Origin of the sequence: Crateriforma conspicua, from assembly GCF_007752935.1 — a bacterium.
Classification (GTDB): Bacteria; Planctomycetota; Planctomycetia; order Pirellulales; family Pirellulaceae; genus Crateriforma; species Crateriforma conspicua.
Map to the genome: position 1 here is coordinate 1,209,680 of NZ_CP036319.1, position 25,098 is coordinate 1,234,777.

Consider the following 25,098-nt stretch of genomic DNA (forward strand, 5'->3'; position numbering starts at 1 on the left):
GGTTCGCCGTTAGGTTGATCTGGCCGTTAGATATCGATCAGGTCTTCGGCGCTCAGGATCGGCTTTTCGTTTTCTTCCGTTTCCTGTTTTTCACGCCATGGTTCGCCCGCGCGGTACGAATCCAATTCTTCCTGCAATTGTTCCAGCTGGTCGTTTTCTTGGGCGGCCCCCAAGTCGACGGCGGCTTGGCTGTATTCGATCGCCTTGGGGATGTCTCCCGATTCGGCATGGGCGGCCGCCAGCGTGCTCAGGATGTGGGGCTTTTGGTAATCCGTCAGCCGTGCCGCTTGGCGTGCCAATTCCAGGGCTCGCTGGCCGTCACGAACCTCGTCTTTGGGGCTGGTCGCCAGGACCCACGCCAAGTTGTTCATCAAGCCCGCGTAATCCGGGGCCACCATGTCGGTCGACTTCAGGTTTTCGGCCGGTCCGGTGTCCGAGGTCTGCAAGATTTTTAAAGCATCTTCGTAGTCTCGAATCGCCGTTTGGTGTTCGCCGATCGCCAGCAACGCGTCGCCGCGCGATCGCAGGGCGTTGGTGTTTTCGGGTTGGATTTCCAAGATCTGTTCGAAGACATCGATCGCCTGACGCGGGCGGTCGTCCACCATGTAAAGCTGGCCCAACTGTTCCTGCCAGAAGGCTTGACGCTGCGGATCGTCTTTCTGGAAATCAATCAGTTTCTTGACTTCGTTGATGGCATCGGGAATTCGTTTTTCTTGGGACGCGATCAAGAACTGGACCAAGATCGTTTCGGGCAAGTCGGCCACCCGCGGGTTCAGGTTGATCGCGTCTTGCACGTAACCCTTGGCCGCCGTGACGTCTTCGTTTTCCAGGCAACGCTGGGCCAGTTCGATCAGCTTGCGCGGGTCGCCCGGACGCAGTTCGATCGACTTGTTCAAGTCGACGATCGCTGATTCTTGATCCAGTCGCTTGGTGTGGACTCGTGAACGGATGCGATACAGCCGTTCCAAGATGTCGTTGTCCGAAGCCTGCTTTTCGATCGCCTCGGTCAGCAGTTCGACCGCCTCGTCATCGCGATCGGCATCCATCAATTGTTCGACGGCCGCCGCGACGATCGCCAAGTTCATCGGCTGGTCGTCCAGGATTTCACGGACATCCGCGACGGCTTCGTCGATTTGGCCGTCACCCAGTCGCAGCACGATTCGGGCTTGAAAGGCTTTGGTGTTTTTCGGGTCCAACTTCAAGGCGCGGTTCAGGTCCTTGATTTGCTTTTCCGGATCATCACGCAGCCCCGCACGCATCGCCAGCATGGTGCTTTGTTTCTTGGGGTCGTCTTCGTACAGCTTGATCGCCTTGGTGATCGACCGGACCGCCAGCGCGCCATCGGCGTCGGGGAACACCGCGGGGGAATTCAATTGAGCGATCAAGACGTGAGCGTCGGCAAGTTGGTCGTCGTTTTCGACCGCCTTCTTCAGCAGTTCAAGGGCTTCCAAGCGAACCGCCGCCGCGTTCCCGCCGGCGCCTCGCATCATGGCTCCGAACAGGCCTTGGCCGAGTTGCAGCTGAACGCTGCCCAGCATTTGTTTGGCAAAGCGGCTGTTTTCATCGCCCAGGCCTTTGGACAACGCCGATTCCAACAACGCGGCGACGGATTCCAGTTCACCGGCCGTTTTGGCGTCGATCCGTTTGGAGACGGCTTCATCCAAATCGGCTTGGCCCGGATCTTGGGCGGTGTCCAGCGATGGCAGGGGATCGATTTGGATCGCGCCTTCAGCGCCGGCGTCGGTCTGAGCGCCGGTGTCGGTCTGAGTCGCCGCATCTTGAGCCACCGCCGGGGCGGCAACGCAAACCAGCCCACCCAACAACGTCACCATCAGACAAGCTCGGACGTCACGAAATATCACCGTGGTCGCTGAGGGGATTGGGGCGTTCGGAAAGTCGCTTGGCTGGTGGCCGGATCGCGTTGGCATGAAGTCACCCAAAAGGGAAGTAGTGTTCGATCGGTATTTGGCTGGGCGTTCGCGGCGGATCGGGACAAGTCAAATCGACGTGTCGTCTGCGCAAGGAACCGGCAACGAACGGGCCGGCACATTATGACCGATCCGGCAAGCCGGGCGAAGACGATTACTTGGGCAAGCCGCATGCCCGTCAGGCCAGGACCGGCGTCACCACATTGCCGTGAACATCAGTCAAGCGAAAATCACGCCCTTGGAACCGGTAGGTCAATCGTTCGTGATCGATGCCCAGTAAGTGCAGCACGGTCGCCTGGAAATCATGAACGTGCACGGGATGCTCGGTGACGCCAAATCCCAGTTCGTCCGACTGGCCGTATTCAAAACCGCCTTTGACACCGCCGCCGGCCATCCACATGGTGAACGCATCGGGGTAGTGGTCGCGACCCAGAATCTTGCTGCCGGATGTTCGGCCTTCGCGGAACGGAGTCCTGCCGAATTCACCGCCCCAGATCACCAGCGTGTCATCCAGCAATCCACGTTGTTTCAAATCGTTGATCAACGCGGCGACCGGCCGATCCATCGTGGCGCATTTTTCGGTCAATCCTTTGGTCAGCCCCGTTGCTTCACCGGTCCCGTGGAAGTCCCAGCCCCAGTCGAACAACTGGACAAAGCGGACCCCGGATTCCACCAACCGACGTGCCAGCAGGCAATTATTGGCCAAGCTGGATTTACCCGGCCGCGCACCGTATTGGTCCAGCGTCGCTTGGCTTTCCTGGCGAATGTCCATCACTTCGGGGACCGCCGTTTGCATCCGAAAAGCCAGCTCGTATTGCGAGATTCGGGTGGTCGTTTCGGGGTGCCCCATCTCGGCGGCTTGGATCTGATTCAGTTCGCCCAACATGTCCAGGCTGGCGCGACGGATCGATCTTGGCATCCCCGGCGGGTCGGACGAATACAGAACGGGATCCCCTTGGCTGCGACATTGAACGCCCTGGTACACCGACGGCAGAAAACCGCTGCCGAAGGAAGCTTTGCCGCCGTTGGGCTGGACCCCGCTGCTGATCAACACCACAAAGCCGGGCAGGTTTTCGTTTTCGCTGCCCAGACCGTACGTCACCCACGATCCCATCGACGGGCGACCGGGGCGCGGCGATCCGGTGTAAACCAACAATTCGGCCGGCGCATGATTGAATTGGTCGGTGTGCATCGAATGCACCACACACAGATCATCGGCGACGTCGTGCAGCTTTTCGATCGCGTCGGACATCCACATCCCACACTTGCCGACTCGTTTCCACTGACGTGGCGTGCCCATCAGTTTGGGGACGCCGGTGGTGAAGGCGAATTCGCGTCCGGCTAAGAACGAATCCGGGCAATCTTGACCGTCACGCTGCTGCAGTGCGGGCTTGTAATCGAACAGGTCCAGGTTCGGTGGAGATCCGGTCATGTGCAGATAAATGACCCGCTTGGCCGCCCCAAACCCGGGGCGTTGTTCGCGTCGATCGCCGTCGTCACTGGACGCATCGGCGACGTCGCCGTTGACCAGGCTGGCCAAAGCGGCGGCCCCGATGCCCGCGGTCGAATGCGACAGGAAATGCCGCCGCGTTTGCAATTGCAGTCGTTCAAAAATCGGATGCATCGTAGGGCGTTACCGTTTCATCAAGACTTCGTCCAAGTTAAGCACCACATTACAGGCGACCGTCCACGCGGCTTGATCAGCGATTGCCATTTCATCGTTCGCAACGCTCGATCCCGCCATCGGCGGCGGCAAATGTTCCGGGCGGGTCAACTGTCGGGCTTGATCCGGGTGGTCGGTGTAGTGCTGTCGCATTCGATGAACGAATCCGATCAACCGCTGGGCTTCGGCTTCGGTTGGCGAACGGGCCAGCGAGTGTCGAAACGCCCAGGTGACCCGCTGGAGATCGCTGTCGTGTCGCGTGATCAGTCGAAACGCTAGTCCTCGCGCGGCTTCGACGTACACCGGGTCATTGAGTGTTACCAGTGCTTGCAGCGGAGTGTTCGTGCGGTCGCGTCGAACGGTGCAGACCTCGCGACTGGGGGCGTCGAAAACTGCCATCGACGGGTACGGATTCGATCGCCTCCACATCGTGTACAGGCCGCGGCGGTATCGGTCTTCGCCCGTGCTGGTGGTCCAGTCGGTGTCGTTGCCGAACGCCGCCTTCAGCCCCAGTTCGGGTTGCGGCGGCCGAACCGGCGGACCGTGCATTTTGTGCGACAGCAAACCGGCGGCGGCCAAGGCTTGGTCGCGAATCATTTCGGCCGGAACGCGATGGCGTGGTCCGCGGTTCAGCAAACGGTTGTCTGGATCGGTTGCCGCCAGTACCGCATCCACGGTGGACGATTGACGGTAAGTCTCGCTGGTGACAATCTGTCGAAGCAAGCGTTTCAGGTCCCAGCCACCGGTCGTCAATTCGTTGGCCAAGTGGTCCAGCAACTCGGGGTGCGAAGGCATTTCGCCTTGCGAACCAAATTCCTCGCTGGTGGAAACGATGCCAATACCGAACAGCGTTTCCCAGTGGCGATTCGCAATGACGCGGGCGGTCAACGGGTTTTTCGGGGCGACCAACCAACGAGCCAAGTCCATGCGATCGGGCGTCGGTTTGGACGACTGTGGCTTCAGCGGATGCAGGGCCGCCGGCGTTCCTGGCGTGACGACATCGCCCTTGCTTTGATAGTTGCCGCGAATCTGGATGTGAGTGACACGTCGTTTGTCGGCCGGCAAATCCTTCATCACCGGGACCGTCGTTTGCGGCCGGATCGCGGCGAGTTCTTTTTCGGCCTGGGCCAATCGCTGTCGCGTCGGTCGCAGAACACGGGTGATGCCACGGTGGTGTTCCCGCAAGCGTTTGGTTTGTTCGTCGGATCGATTCGCGTCTTTGATCAGCAGTTTTTGACGCACATCGATCGGCAATTCGGCCCAACGCATGGCGTCGTCCGATGCGGTCGCCCGGATCGAAAAATGATCCAATAGGTGCCGTTTGTGCTTGGAACGCTGTGTCAAAACCAATTCCAGCGGCCCATCGGCCGGTGTCAGCGTTCGTGACAGCCTAACCGTCAAGTCGTGTTCGCGGCCGGTTTGACCGGCAATTGCCCATCCATGTTCGTTCGGTTTTTCTGAATTCAGAATGCCTTCGGGGGCAAAGCCGTCTTGGTGATAGTCACTGGCGACCTTTTGTATCGCCACCGCTTCACCTGTCGATGTACGGATCTCCAAAGATGTCAGTACAAAATTGGCCGTTTGTTTTGGATGAACCCGCAGACGCAGATGGTCGAATTCGGCCGGGGCGTTCTGTTGATCCAGGCTGACCTGAATGCGGTACCGATCCTTATCCGCTTTTTGGCCATTCGCTCGGACCGTGCCGTCGTCTCGGATTTCCAATGATCGAGATTCCGATTCCGCGGCGATCGGCGTTAGGGTTTGCCAACGTGGGGCCGACCGATGTTCGTTTAACCAACGCGTAAAATCCGTGTCGATTTCGGTGGACGGTTGCCGCAACCGTTTTTGCAGCGATTCGATTTCTTGCTTCAAGTCAACGCGTTGTTGGCGTTGCTGCGGAGTGATGATTTCGATCGTCGGTGATTCATTCTTGCGGTCTTGATCGGCGGAGTTGTTGAAGAACGCAAAGATCCGAAAGTATTCCTCTTGGGTGATCGGGTCAAACTTGTGCGTATGACACTGGGCACACGCCATCGTCGTCCCCATCCAGACGGCGAAGGTGGTGTTGGTGCGATCAACGACGGCGACGTTACGAAACTCTTCGTCATTCGTGCCGCCTTCGTTGTTGGTCATCGTGTTGCGATGAAAGGCCGTCGCGATCAGTTGTGATGTGTCGGCGTCGGGCAATAGGTCGCCGGCGATCTGTTCGATCGTGAATTGATCGAACGGTTTACTGGCGTTCAATGAATCGATGACATAGTCACGATACGCCCAAATCTGGCGCGGGGGATCGTCGGCGTATCCGGCCGAATCGGCATAGCGAGCCAAGTCCAACCAGAGCCGCGCCCAGCGCTCTCCGAATTCTGGGCTGGCCAACAAACGATCGACGTAGCGTGAATAGGCGTCGGGTCGGTCATCACGGACGAACCGCTCGGACTGGTCCCATGTCGGTGGGATCCCCGTCAGGTCCAACGCGACGCGACGGGCCAGTGTGCGGCGCGACGCTCGGGGGCTGGGGCGTCGATTATGTTGTTGCATCTTCTGCAAAGCGAAACGATCGATCGGATCGGCCGACCAGTCGTCGTCTGCGATCTCGGGAACCGGCGCGGGCCGGGGCGGTGTGTAGGACCAATGCCGATCGTACGTTGCGCCGGCTTCGATCCAGCGACGCAGCAAAGTGATTTCTTCTTCACTCAGCGGCGAACCCTTTTCCGTTGGCGGCATCACCATGTCGGGATCGTCCGACGTGATGCGCAGCATTAACTCGCTGTCATCGGGGGCCCCAGGGACGATGGCCGCATAGCCCCCCAGGTCTTCATGCGATTCCGCGGTGTCCAAGCGTAGACCCGCGGCCCGTTCGGCTTCGTCGGGGCCGTGGCAGGCAAAGCATCGATTGGAAAGTAGGGGTCTGATTTCTTGTGCGAAATCCACGGGGCGGTTGTCCGGAGATTCCGCACGCACAGTGATCGAGTTTGGCGTCGTGACGGTGGCAAACAACACGGCCAGCAGACCCCCAAGGGGATTCGGCCGAATTGCCAGTCGAGATCGTGACGGGAACGATCGTATCATGAAGGGATTGAAGCAAGGCGGGTCGGCGGGGTGGGACGATGACAATCCATCGTATCGGGCCTGGCAAAACGTTTGCATCCAAGCCGTTCGCAGCGGCGTGGGGAATGTCTTAGGGCGTTCACCAAGACCGACGTCCACCAGTGCCTTCAGTGTAGCCCCTGCCGCGGCGAGGTGGTCAACTACTGCGTTGCCCAGTGGCTTTCGCCAGCTTCGCCCGGTGGCTTTCGCCTGCGTTGCACGCCGGTGTCCAGCGAACCACAATCAGATTTCTGCTCGGTCCGTCCTACGCGGCGCGATCCGATTCACCGACCACGACTCCACATCATCGACGAAACTGAAAATGTCCGAATTCGATTTGGCTGCGTCCTCGAACACCCGACCGGCGACACGTCGCATGGCAGTCGTACTGCCCAGAATTTGCCGGCGGCTGTGCTTGGTGTTGATGGCGGCGCTGGTCGCCGGTCCGGTGATGGCGGATGTCCAGCAAGCTGATTTCGATTCGATTCAGCTGTACACGCTGAAGAATTCCTCGGGCATGGAAGTCAGCGTGACCAACTTTGGCGCGATCATCACCAGCATCAAAGTCCCGGATCGTGACGGCAAGTTTGACGATGTCGCACTGGGGTATGACAGTGTCGACAAGTACATCAATGCGGTCGACAAGCCGTACTTTGGTGCCGTCGTTGGTCGCTATGGCAACCGCATCGCCGAAGGGACGTTCAAATTGGACGGCCAGACGTACACGCTGGCGAAGAACAATCCGCCGAACCATTTGCACGGGGGCATCATCGGATTCGACAAAGTCGTTTGGAACGCCGAAACGAAGTCCACCGACCGCGGCGACGCGGTGGTGTTGCGGTACACCGCCAAAGACATGGAAGAGGGCTATCCCGGCAAACTGGACGTCACGGTGACCTACACCCTGACCAACGACAACGAAATCATCATCGACTATCACGCGACGACCACCAAGGCGACGCCGGTCAACCTGACCCAGCACACCTATTTCAATTTGAAGGGCGAAGGTCGCGGGACGATCTTGGATCACGAGTTGTTGATCAACGCCAAGCGATTCACGCCGGTCGACGAAACCTTGATCCCCACCGGTGAATTGGCACCGGTCAGCGGAACTCCGTTCGACTTTACCGAGGCCAAAGCAATCGGCCGTGACATCGGCCAGGAACACCAGCAGCTGAAGTTCGGCTTGGGTTACGACCACAACTTTGTGCTGGACCGCGAAGGCAAGGGCATGGCATTGGCCGCCCGCGTTCACGAACCCATCAGCGGCCGCGTGCTGGAAGTCACCACGACCGAACCGGGTGTTCAGTTTTACTGTGGCAACTTCTTGGACGGTCGTTTGACGGGCAAGTCGGGGCAACCCTACGTGCACCGTGGCGGGTTCTGCTTGGAAACACAGCACTTTCCCGATAGCCCGAATCAACCCGAATTTCCGTCGACGATTCTGCGGCCTGGTAAGGCCTACGAAACGACGACGAAGTGGAAGTTCACCGTCAAAGAATAAGTCCGCGATGACGGGGGTGGGTCGAGGATCAACGGCGTTTTTTGCCGCCCTTTTGGGTGATCACCGGGCGTTTGCGTTTGTTCGGCCGTTCGGCTTGTGGCTCCTCCGGTGCAAGCTGCTGTCGCAAACGGTCGGCCAGGCTGGATGACGACGACGAACGTGCCGCGGTGCCTTCCAAGACCGCCGAGTCAAAGTGCTTGCCCTGCGGGATCGTGCGTTTAACGATCAAGCGTTCGCAGATGCCCCACAGGCTGCTGGTGATGAAATAGATGCACAGCCCGGCGGGGACACGGAAGAAAAACAGCCCCATGACCAGAGTCATGTAGGTCATCACCTTCTGTGTCATTTCGGTCTGTTCATCGGTTGCCGGCGGCATGAACATCTTTTGCTGCATCAAGAACAGGCCCATGACGACCACCGGCAAGATGTTGAAATACGGCCCCAACCATCCGGTTCCGCGTCCGGAAAGGTATTCCCACAACCAATCGCCCCAGTAGGCCAACATGTCGGGACCGGCCAAGTTGGACGCCCAATTGGTCCATGAAGCGAACGCGGCTTGTCGCAATTCGATGTCGACCGAAAGTGCACGATACAAACCGATGAAGATCGGCAGTTGCAGGAACATCGGCAGACAACCGGCCATCGGATTGAACCCGACGCGTTGTTGCAGTTCCCGCTGGGCCTTCAGACGGCCTTCCATGTCGTCCTTGTACTTTTCGGCGATCTTTTTCATCTCCGGTGCAAGTTCTTGCATCTTCTGAGCGTTGATCGCTGCCTTGCGGCTTAACGGGAACATCATGCCACGTACGACAACTGTCAGCATGACGATCGCCACGGCATAGTTGCCGATCAGCGAATACATGAAGTGCAGGACACCGGCCAGCAATTTGGCGGGCCAGGAGAACCAGCCGTAATAAATCGTGTCGTCCAGGCCATAATTGGCCAGCAATTCGGGCCGCTTGGGGCCGGCGAACAGAACCAACTGTTCTTGCAGTGATTCGCCGGGGCCCAACTGGGCAACATTGCTGTCGACATAAAACGAAACGTTGACGGCACGTTCTTGGTCATCCGGGATCACCTGGGGGTCCGCGACGATTCCCGCGACCGCACGGCGGAACGAATTCATCGCTTCGCCTTCGCCGGGCACATAAGCGACGGTGAAGTACTGGGCGTCCACGCCGATGTAGCTGAGCTGTTTGGATCGGTCATCCCCGTCGGGGGCAAAGATCACGTGGTTAGGGCTTTGCGGTTCGTTGCGTGCTTGTTTCAGCATCGCATAACCGCTGATCAAATCGTGACCCATCGCGGGCGTCTTGTAGACGACATCGCGGGCAGCCGCACCGCCCCAGTTCGGGCTGATTTTATTGCTGTACCACCAACCTTCCAGCGTCATTCCGTTGACGCCTTCCAAGCGATAGGCGACTTCCTGGGGCGAATCACCGGGGTTGCGAATCTGGACGTCCAAACCGATGTCATAGCTGCCGGGACGCACGGTGTAACCGCGTTGCATTTCCAGACCGGACGATGCGTCGTCCAGATCGGTCGCCGACAAGGGCAGCCGAAACACGGCCCGCAAATCGCCGGCTGGTTGGTTGGCATCGCCTTCGTCGGCCCGCGTGATTTCGCTTTCCCACAAAGCAGCGGTCGCGTCCAGCATCCCATTGATTCGGCTGCCGCCGGCCGGGATGGATTTACGATTGATTTTTTCAAGCGACAGCAGGCAAGACAGTCGCGACAGGTTGCCGGGGACCTGCTCCGGACCACCCTGGGACGCCAAGCGAACCAAATCCAATGGGTGTTCGGTCAGCGTGACCTTGAACACCAGCGTTTGATCTGACGACGAAGCACTGTCACTTTCCGAATCGTTTTGCGACGTTCCGCGGATGACTTCCAAGGTGACTTCGTCGCCCGGTTCGGTGTCGATCAGTGCTTGATCGATTTCATCGGCGGTTGTGACCGGGGTGCCGGCGACGGCGATCACAACGTCGCCGACGCGCAGCCCGATTTCGCCTGATTCGGCAACCGCGGTCGCCGCCGGGGTACCCTGCCCCACAACGTTGACGGCGACGCCATCGATCCGCGACGCGGGTTGGCCGGCCAGGTAGCCCATGTATCCGCTGCGGGTGTCCACGCGGCGGTATTTCAAACGGCCGTTTTCGTTGCGCTCGGTCAGCTCGATCCGTTCAATCCCGCCGCCTCGGTTGGTCAGGGTGACCATCATGAAGTACGGCGAATCGGGGGCCATCGACCCCAGGGACGCCCAGGTTTGGCGGCCGGGGTGGTCCACCGCTTCGGCGTCTTCGGCCTGTGTTTGGTCCGCGGCTTCGGCCGCGACCAGGGGATCGGAATCGGTGGTCGCCTCCGCGTCGTCGGCGGTCTCCGCGCCGTCGGCGATCTCGGGGGCCGTCGCGTCATCGGCATCCGATGGGGTGTCGGCGTCGGCCAGCGATTCTGCGGCAGGTCGCACTCCGGCGGGATCACCGTTGGCGGGGGGCGGCGGTTGGACATCGAACAGGATCCGCAGACCCATGTAGACGACGAAAAACGCCGAGGAGGCAAGGACAAAGGTAAACAGGCGGCGTTCCACAATGACTCCGCATTGGGCGGTGCTTGGACGAAGCGTGCGAGGCCGATGGAAGGTCGGTGGCGGGCAACGGGGAACGGTCGGCCGCAACCTGGCCCGCACGCGAGCGAGGGATGTTGGCTGGGTATTCTGTCCAGGCCGACCGTTCTTGGGAAGGCGAACCCGATACCTTGGCCGATGGTTGCACGTTTCTCCGCCTGCGAATGTCGTCCGATGTGGCTCAGCGCGACGAATGGACGATCCGGCCGTCGACGATCGTTTGCCGGACCCAGCGATCGTCCCAACCAAACATCAGACCCGCCAACGGATCCGCGAGGCGACTGTGCCAATCGTCATCCGGCCGCACGATGATCAGGTCGGCCGGTCGGCCCGGCGACAGGCGTTCACCGCGCGGCATGCCGATCAGTCGGGCGTTGCCGTGGGTGATCTGCCACCAAGCCTGGGCTGCCGTCGGAAATCGCCGGCCGATCGAAGCGGCCGCTTCGATCATTGCGCGGGCGACGCGGACCATGCTGCGTTCGTACCCGGCACCGATATCGCTGCCCAAGCCAACGGAAACGCCCGATTCGATCAGTGTTTCTAGATTCATCACACCTGAACGCAGAAAACTGTTGGCCGTCGGACAATGGGCAATGTGGGCACCGCGATCCGCCAGCCTTCGCCTCTGGTTTTCATCCAAGTGGATCCCGTGGCCCAGGATGGATCGCGGATGCAAAAGTCCCGCCTGGTCATAAACGCTGGAGTAATCCAGGCCATCGAAACGCTGGGAAACCAAATCGCACTCGGCGACCGTTTCGGCCAAGTGGGTTTGCACGATGGCTCGGGTTTGTTTCGCGAGCGCACCGGCACGCTGCAGCAGATCCATCGAACAGGCGACGGCGAATCGTGGGGTGACGGCCGCTGACAACGCGGATCCGGGCGGAAAGGCGTCCAAGGTCTCCGCCGCGGTTTCGATCTGGCGGTCGGAATCTTTCAGCCAAGTTTCGGGGGCGTCGCGATCCATCAAGACTTGGCCGATCACTCCTTTCACGCCCATCCTTTGGGCCGTTCGTAGGGCCGCCATCGTCCCCTGGTGGTGAACGGTCGCGTAGGCGGCAATCGCCGTTGTGCCCACGCCATGCAGTTGTCGTATCACACGTTCGGTCATCGCCGCGGCGTACTCGGGGGCGGACCACAGGGATTCGGCGGGAAAGACGGATTCGTTCAGCCAGCGAAGGAGCGTGGTCCCGTGGGCACCGATGACGTCGAACTGCGGCAAGTGAAGATGGGCGTCCACCAGCCCCGGCATGATCACACAGTCATCCCCCCCCAGGTCCGCATCTTTGCTGGTTTGACCCCACGTGACGCTTTCGATCCGCCCGTCCTGGATCCAGATTTGGCCGGGGACCAGTTCGACGGGGTGTGAATCAAACGGAACTTGGCGGTCGAGTGCTGAATCGGCGGGACTGTCGCCACCGGTGGCGTGGCCCGGTTGGCCGGATCGATCGGGGCCACGGTCGGGGATGCGAAGTCGTAGCAGTTGGCCGGAAAGGTGCATCGTTGCTGTGCCTGTTGAGCTGTGCCTGCTGAGCTGGGCCTGCTGAGCTGGGCCTGATGAAAAGCATGGCGGTTCGTCCGGTCACCTGCGTCGAACAGACCAGCACGCTGAACGGCCGAGCGTCAAGAAAATCTTGACTTCGACCGCCATCGTTTGATAGCCACCGTGCATGAAACTGCACCGGATCCAACGTCTCGACCAGCCATGCCATCGCCCGTTCCCACGGACAGCCGACGCGTCGTCGCAACATGAAGACCGCAGGGGGCGATGCGCAACGGCGTTCGATTTACTTCACGCCGGTTTTCTGTGCGCCCTTTCGCTGTGCTTCGGTGTTGCCGGATTCGCTGCGGAATTGGAATCGTCGGATTCTGCTTCTGGCGTTGAATCCCGGCCCTGCGTGTTGCTGAGCAACGAGAACGTGATCTTTGGGGTCGCGAAACAGGTCGGTTCCAAGGTGGAGATCCGACAGGACGCCGGCGCCTCGCTGACGGTGCCCTACCAGAATGTGAAATGCTGGGCGGATTCGATTGAACAGATTTATCAGTACCGAGTGGCTCATCGACGCGGTGATCGTGTCGAAACCCGCTTGGCCGACGCGCGATGGTGTTTGCGGTACGGCTTGTGGCACCATGCCCTGATGGCACTTGCGGAAATCGACCGCTTCGATCCCGGCAATCGCCAAGTCGCCGTTTTACGACAACAGATTCGACGGCTGCGTGCGACGCAGACTGCTGAAACACATGACATCGCCCAAGCGGTTGCCGCTTCCGATTCGCAAACGCCGCCCGATGGGTCCGGTGGTGATCCGGAAATTCGTCCGGTGGCCTATCACACTGACGATCCGATCGCGGCCCCCGGTCGACGTTCTGCAAGTCGCCGACACAATGAAGAACAAATCCAGTTCACGCGTCGGATCCAGCCGCTGTTGATCAACCGATGTGGTGGGTGTCACAGCCACACCGGTGATTTGGCTTGGAAGATGGTCGTACCCGGTGGTGGTCGCCGACCATCGACCGATGGCACGCGTCGCAATCTAGACGGCTTGCTGGCTCTGTTGGATCGCACCGGCGGTGCGTCGTTCATTGAATTGGCGACAACCGCGCACGGTGGTGCCGGGCAACCACCGATCAAGTCCAGTGAAAAAGCACTGGTGGACAGTCTGCGAGAATGGATTCGCGACCGTCCCACGCCGGAAACTGACTCCGGTGCAAGTGATGGTGCGCCTGATGAAGTGACCGGCCGGGATGATTGGCAAGCAAAGGAATCGACGACGGAATTCACAAGCGAAGTAAGCTCGGATCAACCATCGCGATTGCCGCCGGTCGGCGACCCGTTTGATCCCGACCGTTTCAACCGCTTGTATCACCGCGGCGAATGATCGGTCCGGCTATTCGAAACGCAACAGCGAGTACTTGCGTTTGCCGCGGCGTAAAACCAACATCGATTCGCTTGCCAAGTCATCGGTGGTCAGCTTCATCTGCTGATCGCCGGCGCGCTGGTTGTTCACATAGACGCCGCCTTCCTTGATCGCACGCCGGGCTTCGCCGCTGCTGGATACCAGACCTGAGATCTGCAAGGCTTCGACGATCCACAGGCCTTCACCCGCCAAGCGGTCGCGGGGCACCGTTTCGCTGGGGACGTCCGCAAAGATCTCTTTCAACTGAGCGTCATCTGCGTCGCCGATTTCGCCACCGAACAGGATTTTCGATGCGCGTTGGGCCGAATCCAGACCTTGTTGTCCGTGGACAAATTCAGTCATCCACTGGGCCAATCGCTTTTGTGCGGTGCGGGCGCCCGGGTTGGATTCCGTGTCGCTTTTGAGCGATTCGTATTCCTCACGCTCAATTTCTGTCAGGTACGCGATGCACTTCATCACATCGGCGTCTTCGACGTTGATCCAGTACTGATAGAACGCGTAGGGGCTGGTTCGCTGGGGATCCAACCAGATCGCGCCGCTTTCCGTCTTGCCCATCTTTCGACCATCGCTGGTCGTCAGCAACGGCGCGGTGAATCCGTAAAGCGTCTTGCCCAGCATCCGTCGGCCCAGGTCGATCCCCGCGGTGACGTTGCCCCATTGGTCGCTTCCGCCGGCCTGGATTTGACATCCGTGATGTTGGGCCAAGTAGACGAAGTCATAGGCTTGCAACAGCATGTAACTGAACTCGGTGTAGCTCAGGCCCGCATCGCTGCCCAGTCGCGAGCGGACCGAATCTTTGCCAAGCATCGTGCCGACGGGAAAGTTCTTGCCGACGTCGCGCAGGAATTCCAGGTAGCTGTAATCCTTCATCCATTGATAGTTGTTCAACAGGATCGCGCCGTCATCGCCGTCGAAATCCAGGAACTGTCGCATCTGTGCTTCGACCCCCGCGACGTTGCGTTCCAGTTGGTCGGCGGTTTGCAGGTTCCTTTCTTCGCTCTTGCCACTGGGGTCGCCGATCATGCCGGTGGCGCCGCCGACCAAGGCGATGGGGCGGTGGCCGGCACGTTGAAAGCGACGCAGCATCATCAATTGCATCAGCCCACCGACGTGCAGGCTGGTTGCCGTCGGGTCAAAGCCGATGTAGATCGTTTGCGACCCGGAATCCAGCAATTTGGACAACGCGTCTTGGTCGGTGCATTGGTGGATCAGGCCACGCCACTGAAGATCTTCTAACAGGCTGTTCACGGTTATCAGGTGCTTTTAAAAGGCGTACGTTTTTGAAGCGGATCGTCGGAGCCAAATCATCTGGCGATGGATCGGCGGTTCGGTTTCAGTGTGTTGCACCGGAGCTGTTCGGGGCATCATGCGTTTGGGCTCGCATCAGGGCTTCGGCGACGGCGAGATCGTCCGGGTAGGTGATTTTCAGGTTGGCCGGTGACCCCTGGACCAGTTGCACCGGTCGCCCCATTGCTTCGACCATCGCCGCGTCATCGGTGACCGGGAAGCCGCGATGACGCTGATAAGCCTCACGAATCCAGTCCAGCTTGAAAACCTGGGGTGTCAGTGCCATCCACAGGTCGCGTCGATCGACGTTGCGGCAATCCTGGCCGATGTCACGCTTGATCGATCCGGCCAAGGGGCTGGCCAAAATGGCCGCGCCGGTTTCTCGCGCGGCGCGAAAGACTGAAGCGATGTCCGACGTCGGGACCAACGGTCGGGCGGCATCGTGGATGGCGATCCAGTTGGCCGTGCCGGTGTCCACGGCGGCGATCGCGTTTCGGACGCTGTCAAATCGTTCGCGGCCGCCGTCGACGATTTCGACCGGGCGTGGCAGCGGCCAGCGTTCCAGGTGCTGCCGAAACGTGGGCTGATCGGTCGGGGACGCCGCCACGATCAGCTGGCAAACTTGCGATGATCGGCAAAGTCGCCGTGCGGTATGGATCCACAGCGGGATCCCTGCCAAAGCCGCAAAGACTTTATTGTCCGACGACGCGAATCGACGACCGCTGCCGCCGGCCGGCAAGATCACACAGATGTCTCGCTGCGATCGATCGGTCGCGTCAAATTCACTCTTCGGCCGTTCGGGACGTTCGTCGGAGGCATCGGGGGCACGGTCTGGCATCGTTTCGATGGGGCTGTTCGGCGGGCCGATCGTCGGTCTTTGCCATGCGTTGGTCGGCGACAGGGTTTGCATTCAATGGCGCGAATCGTAAAGTGATCGCTGCGGCCATACAATGATGTCGGGGGTCGATCGCGGTGCGAAGCCGCACTGTGGCGCGGGCTGAAATCCACGTTGCCGACCTTTGACCTGTGAAATTCAAACCCACAATCCTGCCCTGTCCCCGCTTTTCTTCGGAGCCGAGCGAACGATGTCTGACTCAAGTCGATTGCCAGTGGTTGACGCGATGCCCGGCGACCAGCCGACCAGCCCCGTGACCGGTTGCTGTGGCGGACTTCGGCGTCTGTGGTTTGCCGGTGCGGCATTGGTGGCCGTGGCCGGATTGGGAGCCGCGTTTTTCGCCGGTCGGCAATCCCAGAACGCGACCGTTGATTTGGATTCGCTGCCGTTGATCGATGCGACCGCCGCGGTCGCTAGCGAAGATTACAGCATCGCCACGGGACCGATCAGCGATCGCGCCGAAGGCTTGTTCGTACTGGATCACAACAGCGGCCTGCTGCAGTGCCACGTGATCTATCCTCGGTTGAACCAGTTCATGGCCAGTTTTACGGCCAACGTCAACGATGCGCTGGGCACCGGTGGTAAAGGTGGCAAGTACATCATGGTGACCGGTGCGGCCAACTTTCAGGGATCGGCCAACCAACGTTTGGCACCGTCGGTCTTGTATGTGCTGGACACTTCGACCGGCAACTTCGTGTGCTTCGCCGTGCCGTTCAGCCAAGCGATGCAGAATTCACGCAAACCGCAAACGGGAACGCTGATCCCGTTGGCCAACGGCGGGGCAAGCTTGGTCCCGGATCGTGATCGATTGCGATAGGCCGTCTCTTCTGCTTTTCCCTGATGACTTTGCGGCGGTACAGGCGGTGATGACGTCACCGCTTTGCCGCCTTTTCCGCTTGGTACTGTCGACGACGGATCGAAGGCAAACGAATTGTCTGAATTCAATTTGTCGGGGTTGAATCCCCCGCAAGCCGAAGCGGTGCGCACGCTGAGCGGCCCCATGTTGGTGCTGGCGGGCGCGGGAACCGGCAAAACTCGCGTGGTGACCTTCCGCATCGCCAATCTGATCCGGCACGGCACCGCGCCGGATCGCATCCTGGCCGTGACGTTCACCAACAAAGCGGCCGGTGAAATGCAAGAACGCGTGGCGGAATTGCTGGGAATCAAAGGTCGGCGAAAACGCCGCGGTGAAAAGGCACCGCCCAAGCCGATGATCAGCACTTTCCACGCCCAGTGTGTTCAAATTCTGCGTCGACACGCCCCGGCGATCGGGTTTCCGGCGAAGTTCAGCATCTATGACCGCAGCGACCAGGAATCGCTGGCTCGCGGGATTCTGCGCGAACTGCGTTTGCCCAACACGGCGCTCAAACCGGCCGACATGCTGTCGATCATTGGCGGATGGAAGAACGCGGGAATCCATCCGGAAGAATCGACGTCGGTGGCGTCGACCGACAAGGAACACTTCGCCGCGTCGGGGTACCGTCGATACCAAGAAGGCTTGCGGCTTCGCGGGGCAATGGATTTTGACGATCTGTTGCTGCACACCGAAATGCTGTTTGACCAGCATCCCGATATTCGTGACGAAGAGGCCGGGCGGTATGACCATGTGCTGGTCGACGAATACCAGGACACCAACGGGTGTCAGTATCGGATCACCAAGCACTTGGCGATGCGTCACCGAAACCTGTGCGTCGTGGGTGACGACGATCAGTCGATCTATGCCTGGCGCGGCGCGGACGTCTCGCACATCCTTAGCTTTGCGGACGACTGGGACGATGCCAAAGTGGTCTGGCTGGAGGACAATTACCGCAGCACCGGTGCGATCCTGGAGATGGCCAACCGTTTGATCGCCTTCAACACCCATCGGCACGACAAAATTCTCAAGCCCAGTCGGCCCCAAGGCCCACGGCCGCGCATCCTGCAGCACAAGGACGAAATTGCCGAAGCCAAAGTCACTGTCAGTGAAATCAAGCACCTGATCGAAAACGAACACATCCAGCCACGTGACATCGCAATTCTGTTTCGGACCAACGAACAGCCGCGGTTGTTCGAAACGGAGCTTCGCAAAGCCGACGTGCCTTACGTGATGCTGGGATCACAGTCGTTTTTCGATCGTACCGAAGTCCGTGATGTTGTGGCTTATTTGAAATGGGTCGCCCAACCGGATGACGAGGTCGCACTGTTGCGGATCATCAACAAGCCGGCGCGTGGAATTAGCAAAAAGACGATTTCCACGCTGATGGAGCATGCGGTGCGGCGTGGCCAGCCGATTTGGTCGGTCATGCATGACGCCCATTCGATCGAAGGCTTGAACAGCCAGGCACTTCGCGGCATCAACGACTTGATCGCGATCCAGCGTGACGTGACTGATCGGGCCAATGGGGAGGGGATCGGAAAAGCGATGGAGACCTTGTTGGCTCGGACCGCCTACATGGATGAAATCGCCCGCAACTATGAAGACCCCAACGAACGGGACGCTCGCTCGGCGTCGGTGGGCGAACTGGCCAACGCGGTTTCGGCCTTCGAAGATTCTCGCGAGGAAGCGGACCTGACAGGATTCTTGGCGGACATTGCGTTGTCGGGACGCGAGATGGGGAACGAAAAAGACAAGTTGGCTCTAAAGAATTCGGTCTGGCTGCTGACGATGCACGCCGCCAAAGGACTGGAATTTCCGGTCGTTTACATGGTGGGGTTGGAAGAAGGCATCCTGCCGCACAGCCGCAGCGTCAAAAGCGGGGTGGAAGAAGACATCGCCGAAGAACGCCGACTGTGCTACGTCGGCATCACCCGTGCGCAGGAGAAGTTGACGCTGTCGCTTTCGCTGACACGCCGCAAATGGGGGAAAGCACGTCCGACCGTCCCCAGCCCCTTTCTGTACGAAATCACGGGGAAGGCAGAAAATCCGAAAAAGTTTCGAAAAAAAAGTGCGGGTTTTCAGAGAAGATAAACCCTGGAAAACGCCCGATTGTCGTCGAAATGAATGCGTAAAACGCGGGGTTTGAGCAAGGCAGGGTGTCGGCCTAGCGTGAAAATCTTACCCCGCGATCACTTTCTTGTGAGCACATCCTGCGGCTTGGGGCGTTTGTCGCGTTGAATAGCCGTCAAACTCGGATTAAGTTCCTAGCATCGGTCGATGCATGGAACGGGGTCCCTTCGCCGGCCATCCCCCCCAAAATCTTCAGCTTTGAGACGACCAGCAATGAGAGTGAATTTTTCGACACTAGTACTGTCAGCCACAGCGACGCTTTTCTTTGCGAGTTACTCACAAGGGGCGATCAGCGAATCTGTGGGGATCGTTGACGACATCAACGATATGACGACGTCTGCTTCTCAGGTCGTGACATTCGAAACGGATGGTCTGGGTTCCGGTTGGAATTTCCAGAATCCCGAAGGTGTCCAACAAGTTACGACACAATTGAACTCGACTTCGTTGAACCCCTCGATCTTCTTCAGTTACGAAGATTCCTCCGTCGCGGGTGGGGTCTACTTCAACGACGGTGGATCAGGTAGCGGATACCCAAACCCAGTCCTTCGTAGAAATGCGATTTCGTCCGGCGGTAGCCCGCTCGATGGACCCGATCAACGTATTTCAAATGGTGTGACCGGTACTGGTGGCACAGTCTTCTCCGGTCCCGAGACCGTGTTTATCGATTTTCGATTCGGAAATACTCCTGCACCCGATGGTGGCGTTGCCGGAGATCCTGCCTACATGGACGCGGTTGCTTTTGACTTGATCGTCTCGGCTGGCGTATCAGTTGACGTGCAGTATCTGCAAACTAGGTCGGATGGCGATTTTCTCATCCACGAGGATCTCGGTATTACCGGTGGGTCTTCAATGGTCCCTCGATTTGTTGGGTACGAGCGTCCTGGAGTGTTACCAGATCCTGGAAATTTCAACCGCGTGAAGATCACGTTCAGCGGAACTCCGACCGGAGGCGTGACAGAGAATTACATCATTGATGATTTCCAAACGGGGACCTTTACGGCAACGGCGGTACCAGAACCGTCATCGTTTGCGTTTGCCTTGATGGCTGGTGGTGGCTGGGTTGCACGCCGCGTGCGTCGCAAGAAGATTGCTTGATCGGTTGGCAAAAAGCTGACCGTGCTAAGGCACAGCAAGGGCTCGTCGGTTGATTCCGGCGAGCCCATTTTTTGTGCGCTGGTGAAAGACGACAGAAAGTCTTTAGTCGCGGCGAGTGATCACGGCAGCGGATCGCTCGGAGAGAAGCCGGGTGCCATCCAGGTCCTTGGCGATGCGTGCAAGAGGACGTCGTGATCCGCCACGCGACGACTTGCGAAGCAGCCCGCCGAGGTGATCCGCGGTGGTGGATTCGACAAGGCCTGCGTTGTAACCCAACAGTGATTCGCCAGGCTGCAATTGAAACTCAGATTCGGCAAAGCTGGGATCAAAATCGGTCGCCAACGGGCGATGGTTCGCCGCGATCAACGGTCGATAGCCGAATGCACCGCCGATCATGGCGGACAAGTTTCCAGCCGCAACGATTTCACCTTCGCCACTGTCAGGCGAAAGCCGGGCGTACATCAGCGAACAGGTTTGGCCGGTGACCCCCATTTGCCACAAGCTGTCGCCGACACGTCGCAGCAGTCCCGACAGATCATGTCGGTATCCCAGGTGCGCGATCGCTGCAGCCTTTGCGAATGCGGCGGTCATTGCGCCGGCGGTGGTCGGATCGTTCGCTTCGGCCATCAGCCAGGCGACCATGCCGTCGGGCAAGACGTCCCAGTGATGCCATCCGACGGCCCAGGTTTTGGGGGACTCGATCAATCCATCGACATACAAGTCTTCGCTGATTCGCGTTCCAATCGCCAAGGTTTCGTATTGCCAGGCGGCCAGGCGATTCAGGTGTGATGCCAGCGATGCGTCGTCGGCACGATCGGGCCGCGCCGTCACTTGTTTGTCCGTGGCTGATTCGGTGACGTCGGCGATACGAATCGTCGGACCAGATTCGGATGACGACGGTGCAATGTCTGGTGCGTCGCCCGTGATGGACACACGATTCATTTCATTGGCGATCTGCGATGCTGTCAGGCGTGCGGCGGCCGCCTGGGCATCACTGATTTCGTCGACGGGTTGTTGGCCGTACAGCCACAGCGTTCCCAGCGGAAGGTCATCCGCATTGACAGTCGCACAGATCGCGCGACCGAATTCGCTTTCCGGGCAGTTCCAAGTGTCCATCAAGACGGCGTGCTGGTTTTCGATTGTACAAACGCCACACACCATCGCTTCCAGATCCGCACGGCAATCGGCCAGGTCGCGGGGCGGGGCCAGCAACCGTCGTGGATCCAGGCCGAACAGGCACCGAAGTTTCAGCTCCGTCGTATCCTCGTTCAGCAAGTACAACGCGGCGGCGTCGAAGCCGGTTGCCGCCACACCGTCGGACAAGATCCGTTGCAGTTCATCGGCGATCGATGGAATTTTGACGCTGGCACGTCCGAACTTGGATTCCAGCACCGCCAGTTCCGCTTCGCGACAACGCAGGGCCGCTTGGCTGTCGGTCAATTGGCGCGTCAGTTCGGCTGCGGCGGCGGCCAATTTTTCGGCGTCGGCTTTTCCGATTGCCGGCAGGATCCCCGAATCAAAGTCTTCGGCGGTCATCATCGCGTCGAACGCATCGTCGGCGGTCAGTTGAAAACTGGGGCCTTTCAATCCCTTCATGGCCGCATCGCCGTCATCCAGACGCCAGCCCGTCACGTCCGTGTAGGCACGCAGGAAACGATCGATCGCATCGTTGTTGGCCAGGTGAGATCCGGATCGCACTTTGGATCCGCTGCGTCGAGAAGATCGACGTCGTGTGGAAGTGGCGATCGTCGTTGAATCGTCGCCACGGTTGATGTGGAGACGCAGATGATGAGGGCGTTGATCAGACTTTGACACGAGCGAGGATTCCGTTGCTTGGAATGTCACGCCTATGAAGGGAGTCACATTCCGGTCGTGGGTACAGCACGGCTTCCTAGCCACATGACGCCACGGTTTCATTGCAACGCGGCGTGAACTGGTCCTGGTTCAGAAACAGGCATCGGCGCAGCGGCACGGTCAAGCTGACCGGAAAAGTCGATGGGCATCGCCTAAATCACGACGACGCAGGCACAATCGGACTAATCGATCCAGACGCCACCGTTGCATCGATCACGCGACGGTGGCCAAGCGATTCAGAACAACAACGCTTAACTAGGCGGCGAAGCGGCGGATGTGAACGCTGCTGGCTTGGCCTTGCGGCGTCACGTTGACGCTGATGAAAGAATCGCCGGATGGGATTCCCGATCCGGTGACCGCATTGATCGGACAGTTCGAATCCAAGTCGGTCAAGTTGCGGATCGGAAACAGGTCATCGCCCAGTGAGCAAAGGCTGGCGATTGCTTCGACCATTCCGCCGCCGGCACCCAAGTTGCCGAAGTGGCCTTTGACGGTCGTCACCGGCGGTTGGGATGACGCGTCGCCAAAGACTTGGGCGATCGCGGCCGCTTCCCCCGCATCGGATTGCGGTGTGCCCAAGCCGTGGGCGTTGATATGCCCGATTTGGTTCGGGCTGGTCGTTCCTAGAGCGGCGCGCAACACGTTGACGATTGCGGTTTTCAGGTAATCGTCACCCGCCGCCGGCCCGACGGCACTGCTTCCATAGCCGACAACTTCGCCCAGGATTTTGGCGCCGCGTTTTTCCGCGTGAGCCAGCGTTTCCAGCATCATCGCGCCGGCACCTTCGCCCAGCACGCCGCCGTCGCGGTCGCGATTGAACGGACGGCTCATCGATTCACAATCGTCACGGTCCGATGCCAAGGATTCTTGCATCGAAGCATGCAACGTTCGCAGCGGGTGGATCCGTGATCCGGTCGATCCGACCACCAACGCGTCGGCGTGACCCCGCCGCAGTGTTGAGTAAGCTTCGCCGATCGCATTGCCGGCCGATGCTTCGCGAACGGTGATCGAATTGTTCGCACCACGCAGATCGTTGTAGATCGCGATGTGACTGGCGGGCATATTGGGCAGGTACTTCAGCAGCCAAAGCGGATTGACTTTCGGCAGCCCCTGTTCGCCCCAACGCGTGAAGCTGAATTGGCCTTCACCGTCCAAACACGCTTTCATGCCGGCGGCGTATTCATCGGGCAACGACATGATGTAGTCGCATCCATAGACCACGCCGGTCCGGTCACGATCGAAGGCTTCATGGGTGAACCCCGCGTCGGCCATCGCACGCTGGGCGACCGCGACGCCCATTTCAATTTCGCGGCACATCACTTTGCTGCCCTTGCGGATGTTCCGTTTGACGGTTTTATCCAGGGGGCCGTAATCGTCGATGTGGCCGGTGAACTCCGCCGCTTCGGCACCGTGGTTGACGGGCAGCACGCCCAAGGGCACACGGGTCAGCGTGCGGATCCCCGAACGGCCTTCGCGTAGGCCGGACAACAAAGGTTCGATGTCGTTACCCAATGGCGTGACGACACCCAGTCCGGTGATAACGATGCGTTGCGAGGGATCGGTGTGCATGAACGTGTCAAAGAAGAATCGTCGGGTCCGCGATGATCAACGCCGCGAGCGTGGCAAAGCGGGCATTCTAGCGATCCCACGTCATTTTCACATGCGGGCCACACGGGGATGCGGCAATCTGTGGAATGGTCGGATCGGGACGGCCACCGACAGCATTTCCCAATGCGGTGGCAGATCGCTGACGGCAGCGGAGGTGTGGTGGGGCAGCGACAAAAACGGGGGCAAGAATCAGTAACGACCGCGGTTGGGGGCACCCGGCTGGCTGGCCATTTGCGGGACCAGCGGTGTGGTGGTCAGGTTCTCGCTGGCTCGCCCCCGGAATTCGACGAACATCAGCGCGTCAGCGCGACCGACCGTTGTGCCGGTGAACACGTTGGTGTTCAAGAATGGCAGCGGTGAGGATTGACGTTCGGGGCTGGCCACGACGCCGCACGACAGCAGCAAGACCATGTCGCTTTGCCAGCGAAACCGTTCGTGCAAACGCCAACTGACGACTTGCGGCACATCGATTCGTGCCCGGTGCGTTTGCGCATTGGGCAGGGGCAGGTCCAAGTCAACGGGGACCAGTTTGTCGACTTGATCAATGTCGGCTTTCAGCACACAGTCGATGGTCCGGCCGTCGACGCTGAGCAGCGGGCTGAGTTCCAGTCGATAGCCTTCTTGAATTTCGCCGGTTTCCGGTTCGTAGGGTGGCCATCCGGTGGGGGCCGGGCGGACGTTGCGGATGTAGTTACGCCCGCGGGTGCTGGCCAGCTTTTGCGACTGACCGTTTTGGGTGATCAGGTCCAACGCTTGGACTTGGCGGACGTCGGTGCGGGCACGCAACTGGCTCATCACCACGGCGGCGTTTTCTTTGGTCAAAAGCCAGGCCTGTACCCCCGGTGAATCGACCGAAACGTGTTGCATCAGCAAGTGGGCTCGGCTGCGCCAATTGGGGCTGCCGACGGTCATCACGCGGAGGTGCAAAACCTGAGGGTCTTTCTCGCCGGCAACAAAACGATCGACGATTCCGCTGACCACTTCGTGCATGGCCGGGCTGTGGTAGACCAGCAATTCATCGCGACTTGCGCTCATGTAGCCGAATGGTTCGTGGAACCAAGCGTCACTGCCGGTTTCGCGGACGATCCAATCGACGATCGCCTGTTGCGGGTGATCCATCTTGGTCAGATAGCCCGTGTAGGGACGCAAGTCGTATCGTTCCAGGTACTGGCCGTGGGTGGAGGGCAGCTTTCCGCTGGCCGCGGCGGCCGCCAGCAAGGCGTTGTTGTTCCCGCCCTGGCCCAACTGGCTGGTGGCGGTGCCTTGGTTGCGTTGCTGGGGAGGTCTTTGTGGGGAGGCTTGTGGCGCAGTGCTGGGGGCCCGAGCGGTGCTGGCAGCCGGATTCGCTTGGGCGTTTGGGGCCGGAGCGCGGCTGGTGAAGCCTTCGCTGCCCACCGATGGACTACTGGGCATCTGGAAGTTCTGTGCCACGGTCGGTTCGCCGGTCAGGACGATCAACAGGGCGAAACAGAGGCTGAGCAGCGTGACCGATCGAAGCATCGATGGGATTCCCGGGGATCTCGCGTGTCGGGTGGACGATTTCATCCCCGGCTATACGAGTTTCCCGATTCCCGAATCAAGACGAATCAAAAACGAAACCCTGCCGACGAATCAGGCTCGTCGGCAGGGCTGGCGTTATGAAGGTTTCGGTTT

16 protein-coding genes are annotated in these 25,098 nt (G+C 59.6%); 6 read left to right on the forward strand and 10 right to left on the reverse strand.

The genetic code is table 11. The features are described 5' to 3' along the window. Positions 1-26: 26 nt before the first annotated feature. The 3 genes from Mal65_RS04410 to Mal65_RS04420 all read right to left on the reverse strand — a co-directional run bounded on the left by Mal65_RS04410 (position 27) and on the right by Mal65_RS04420 (position 6,591). Complete coding sequence (locus tag Mal65_RS04410) at positions 27-1,832, reverse strand: tetratricopeptide repeat protein (protein ID WP_165701060.1); 1,806 nt, start codon at positions 1,830-1,832, stop codon at positions 27-29. 274 nt (positions 1,833-2,106) lie between these two features. After that, a complete protein-coding gene (locus tag Mal65_RS04415) occupies positions 2,107-3,552 on the reverse strand; it encodes a DUF1501 domain-containing protein (protein WP_145294053.1) in 1,446 nt (481 codons plus the stop codon). Between the two features lie 9 nt (positions 3,553-3,561). After that, complete coding sequence (locus Mal65_RS04420) at positions 3,562-6,591, reverse strand: PSD1 and planctomycete cytochrome C domain-containing protein (protein ID WP_231131280.1); 3,030 nt, start codon at positions 6,589-6,591, stop codon at positions 3,562-3,564. Positions 6,592-7,102: 511 nt separating this feature from the next. Between Mal65_RS04420 and Mal65_RS04425 the strand changes: the two genes are divergently transcribed. After that, a complete protein-coding gene (locus Mal65_RS04425) occupies positions 7,103-8,182 on the forward strand; it encodes an aldose epimerase family protein (protein ID WP_145304654.1) in 1,080 nt (359 codons plus the stop codon). A 28-nt stretch (positions 8,183-8,210) separates the two neighbouring features. On the opposite strand, the gene yidC is transcribed toward Mal65_RS04425, so the two are convergent. Continuing rightward, entirely contained in the window at positions 8,211-10,769 is a 2,559-nt protein-coding gene (yidC, locus tag Mal65_RS04430; protein ID WP_145294059.1) for a membrane protein insertase YidC, read from the reverse strand. A gap of 217 nt (positions 10,770-10,986) precedes the next feature. Then, positions 10,987-12,303: an amidohydrolase family protein gene (locus Mal65_RS04435; protein WP_145294061.1), complete on the reverse strand. Its 1,317-nt coding sequence runs from the start codon at positions 12,301-12,303 to the stop codon at positions 10,987-10,989. A 397-nt stretch (positions 12,304-12,700) separates the two neighbouring features. Between Mal65_RS04435 and Mal65_RS04440 the strand changes: the two genes are divergently transcribed. Then, entirely contained in the window at positions 12,701-13,681 is a 981-nt protein-coding gene (locus Mal65_RS04440; protein ID WP_145294064.1) for a hypothetical protein, read from the forward strand. Between the two features lie 9 nt (positions 13,682-13,690). Here Mal65_RS04440 and tyrS read toward each other — a convergent pair whose 3' ends face one another. Beyond that, positions 13,691-14,968, reverse strand: coding sequence for a tyrosine--tRNA ligase (tyrS, locus tag Mal65_RS04445; RefSeq protein WP_196784556.1), 1,278 nt, complete (start codon positions 14,966-14,968; stop codon positions 13,691-13,693). A gap of 85 nt (positions 14,969-15,053) precedes the next feature. Further along, entirely contained in the window at positions 15,054-15,917 is an 864-nt protein-coding gene (ispD, locus tag Mal65_RS04450; protein ID WP_196784557.1) for a 2-C-methyl-D-erythritol 4-phosphate cytidylyltransferase, read from the reverse strand. Positions 15,918-16,092: 175 nt separating this feature from the next. Between ispD and Mal65_RS04455 the strand changes: the two genes are divergently transcribed. The 3 genes from Mal65_RS04455 (at position 16,093) to Mal65_RS04465 (ending at position 19,983) form a co-directional block, all read left to right on the forward strand. Next, positions 16,093-16,719: a hypothetical protein gene (locus Mal65_RS04455; protein ID WP_145294070.1), complete on the forward strand. Its 627-nt coding sequence runs from the start codon at positions 16,093-16,095 to the stop codon at positions 16,717-16,719. 114 nt (positions 16,720-16,833) lie between these two features. Next, positions 16,834-18,849 carry an ATP-dependent helicase gene (locus Mal65_RS04460; protein ID WP_145294072.1) on the forward strand — a complete coding sequence of 672 codons (2,016 nt, stop codon included), beginning with the start codon at positions 16,834-16,836 and terminating at the stop codon, positions 18,847-18,849. 252 nt (positions 18,850-19,101) lie between these two features. Beyond that, positions 19,102-19,983 (forward strand): PEP-CTERM sorting domain-containing protein, encoded by an 882-nt coding sequence (locus tag Mal65_RS04465; RefSeq protein ID WP_165701062.1) that lies wholly within the window; start codon positions 19,102-19,104, stop codon positions 19,981-19,983. Between the two features lie 102 nt (positions 19,984-20,085). On the opposite strand, the gene Mal65_RS04470 is transcribed toward Mal65_RS04465, so the two are convergent. Together Mal65_RS04470 and Mal65_RS04475 are read right to left on the reverse strand one after the other, a co-directional pair. After that, a complete protein-coding gene (locus Mal65_RS04470) occupies positions 20,086-21,681 on the reverse strand; it encodes a SpoIIE family protein phosphatase (RefSeq protein WP_165701063.1) in 1,596 nt (531 codons plus the stop codon). A 411-nt stretch (positions 21,682-22,092) separates the two neighbouring features. Next, the gene (locus Mal65_RS04475; RefSeq protein WP_145294081.1) at positions 22,093-23,406 is read right to left on the reverse strand and encodes a beta-ketoacyl-[acyl-carrier-protein] synthase family protein; all 1,314 of its coding nucleotides are present in this window, start codon (positions 23,404-23,406) and stop codon (positions 22,093-22,095) included. Between Mal65_RS04475 and Mal65_RS04480 the strand changes: the two genes are divergently transcribed. Next, the gene (locus Mal65_RS04480; protein ID WP_145294084.1) at positions 23,405-23,641 is read left to right on the forward strand and encodes a hypothetical protein; all 237 of its coding nucleotides are present in this window, start codon (positions 23,405-23,407) and stop codon (positions 23,639-23,641) included. The two genes, Mal65_RS04475 and Mal65_RS04480, sit on opposite strands and share 2 nt — an antisense overlap. On the opposite strand, the gene Mal65_RS04485 is transcribed toward Mal65_RS04480, so the two are convergent. Beyond that, on the reverse strand, positions 23,635-24,945 hold the full coding sequence (locus Mal65_RS04485; protein WP_196784558.1) for a hypothetical protein: 1,311 nt from the start codon (positions 24,943-24,945) through the stop codon (positions 23,635-23,637). The two genes, Mal65_RS04480 and Mal65_RS04485, sit on opposite strands and share 7 nt — an antisense overlap. Positions 24,946-25,098: the final 153 nt, after the last annotated feature.

Excerpts from the sequence above, each read along its gene's own strand:
- Mal65_RS04410 (WP_165701060.1), bottom strand. The coding sequence starts at position 1,832 with ATGGTGACGTTGTTGGGTGGGCTGGTTTGCGTTGCCGCCCCGGCGGTG.
- Mal65_RS04415 (WP_145294053.1), bottom strand. The coding sequence starts at position 3,552 with ATGCATCCGATTTTTGAACGACTGCAATTGCAAACGCGGCGGCATTTC.
- Mal65_RS04425 (WP_145304654.1), top strand. The coding sequence starts at position 7,103 with ATGGCGGCGCTGGTCGCCGGTCCGGTGATGGCGGATGTCCAGCAAGCT.
- Mal65_RS04435 (WP_145294061.1), bottom strand. The coding sequence starts at position 12,303 with ATGCACCTTTCCGGCCAACTGCTACGACTTCGCATCCCCGACCGTGGC.
- ispD (WP_196784557.1), bottom strand. The coding sequence starts at position 15,917 with ATGCAAACCCTGTCGCCGACCAACGCATGGCAAAGACCGACGATCGGC.
- Mal65_RS04455 (WP_145294070.1), top strand. The coding sequence starts at position 16,093 with ATGTCTGACTCAAGTCGATTGCCAGTGGTTGACGCGATGCCCGGCGAC.
- Mal65_RS04465 (WP_165701062.1), top strand. The coding sequence starts at position 19,102 with ATGAGAGTGAATTTTTCGACACTAGTACTGTCAGCCACAGCGACGCTT.
- Mal65_RS04480 (WP_145294084.1), top strand. The coding sequence starts at position 23,405 with ATGAACGTGTCAAAGAAGAATCGTCGGGTCCGCGATGATCAACGCCGC.
- Mal65_RS04475 (WP_145294081.1), bottom strand. The coding sequence starts at position 23,406 with ATGCACACCGATCCCTCGCAACGCATCGTTATCACCGGACTGGGTGTC.
- Mal65_RS04485 (WP_196784558.1), bottom strand. The coding sequence starts at position 24,945 with ATGCTTCGATCGGTCACGCTGCTCAGCCTCTGTTTCGCCCTGTTGATC.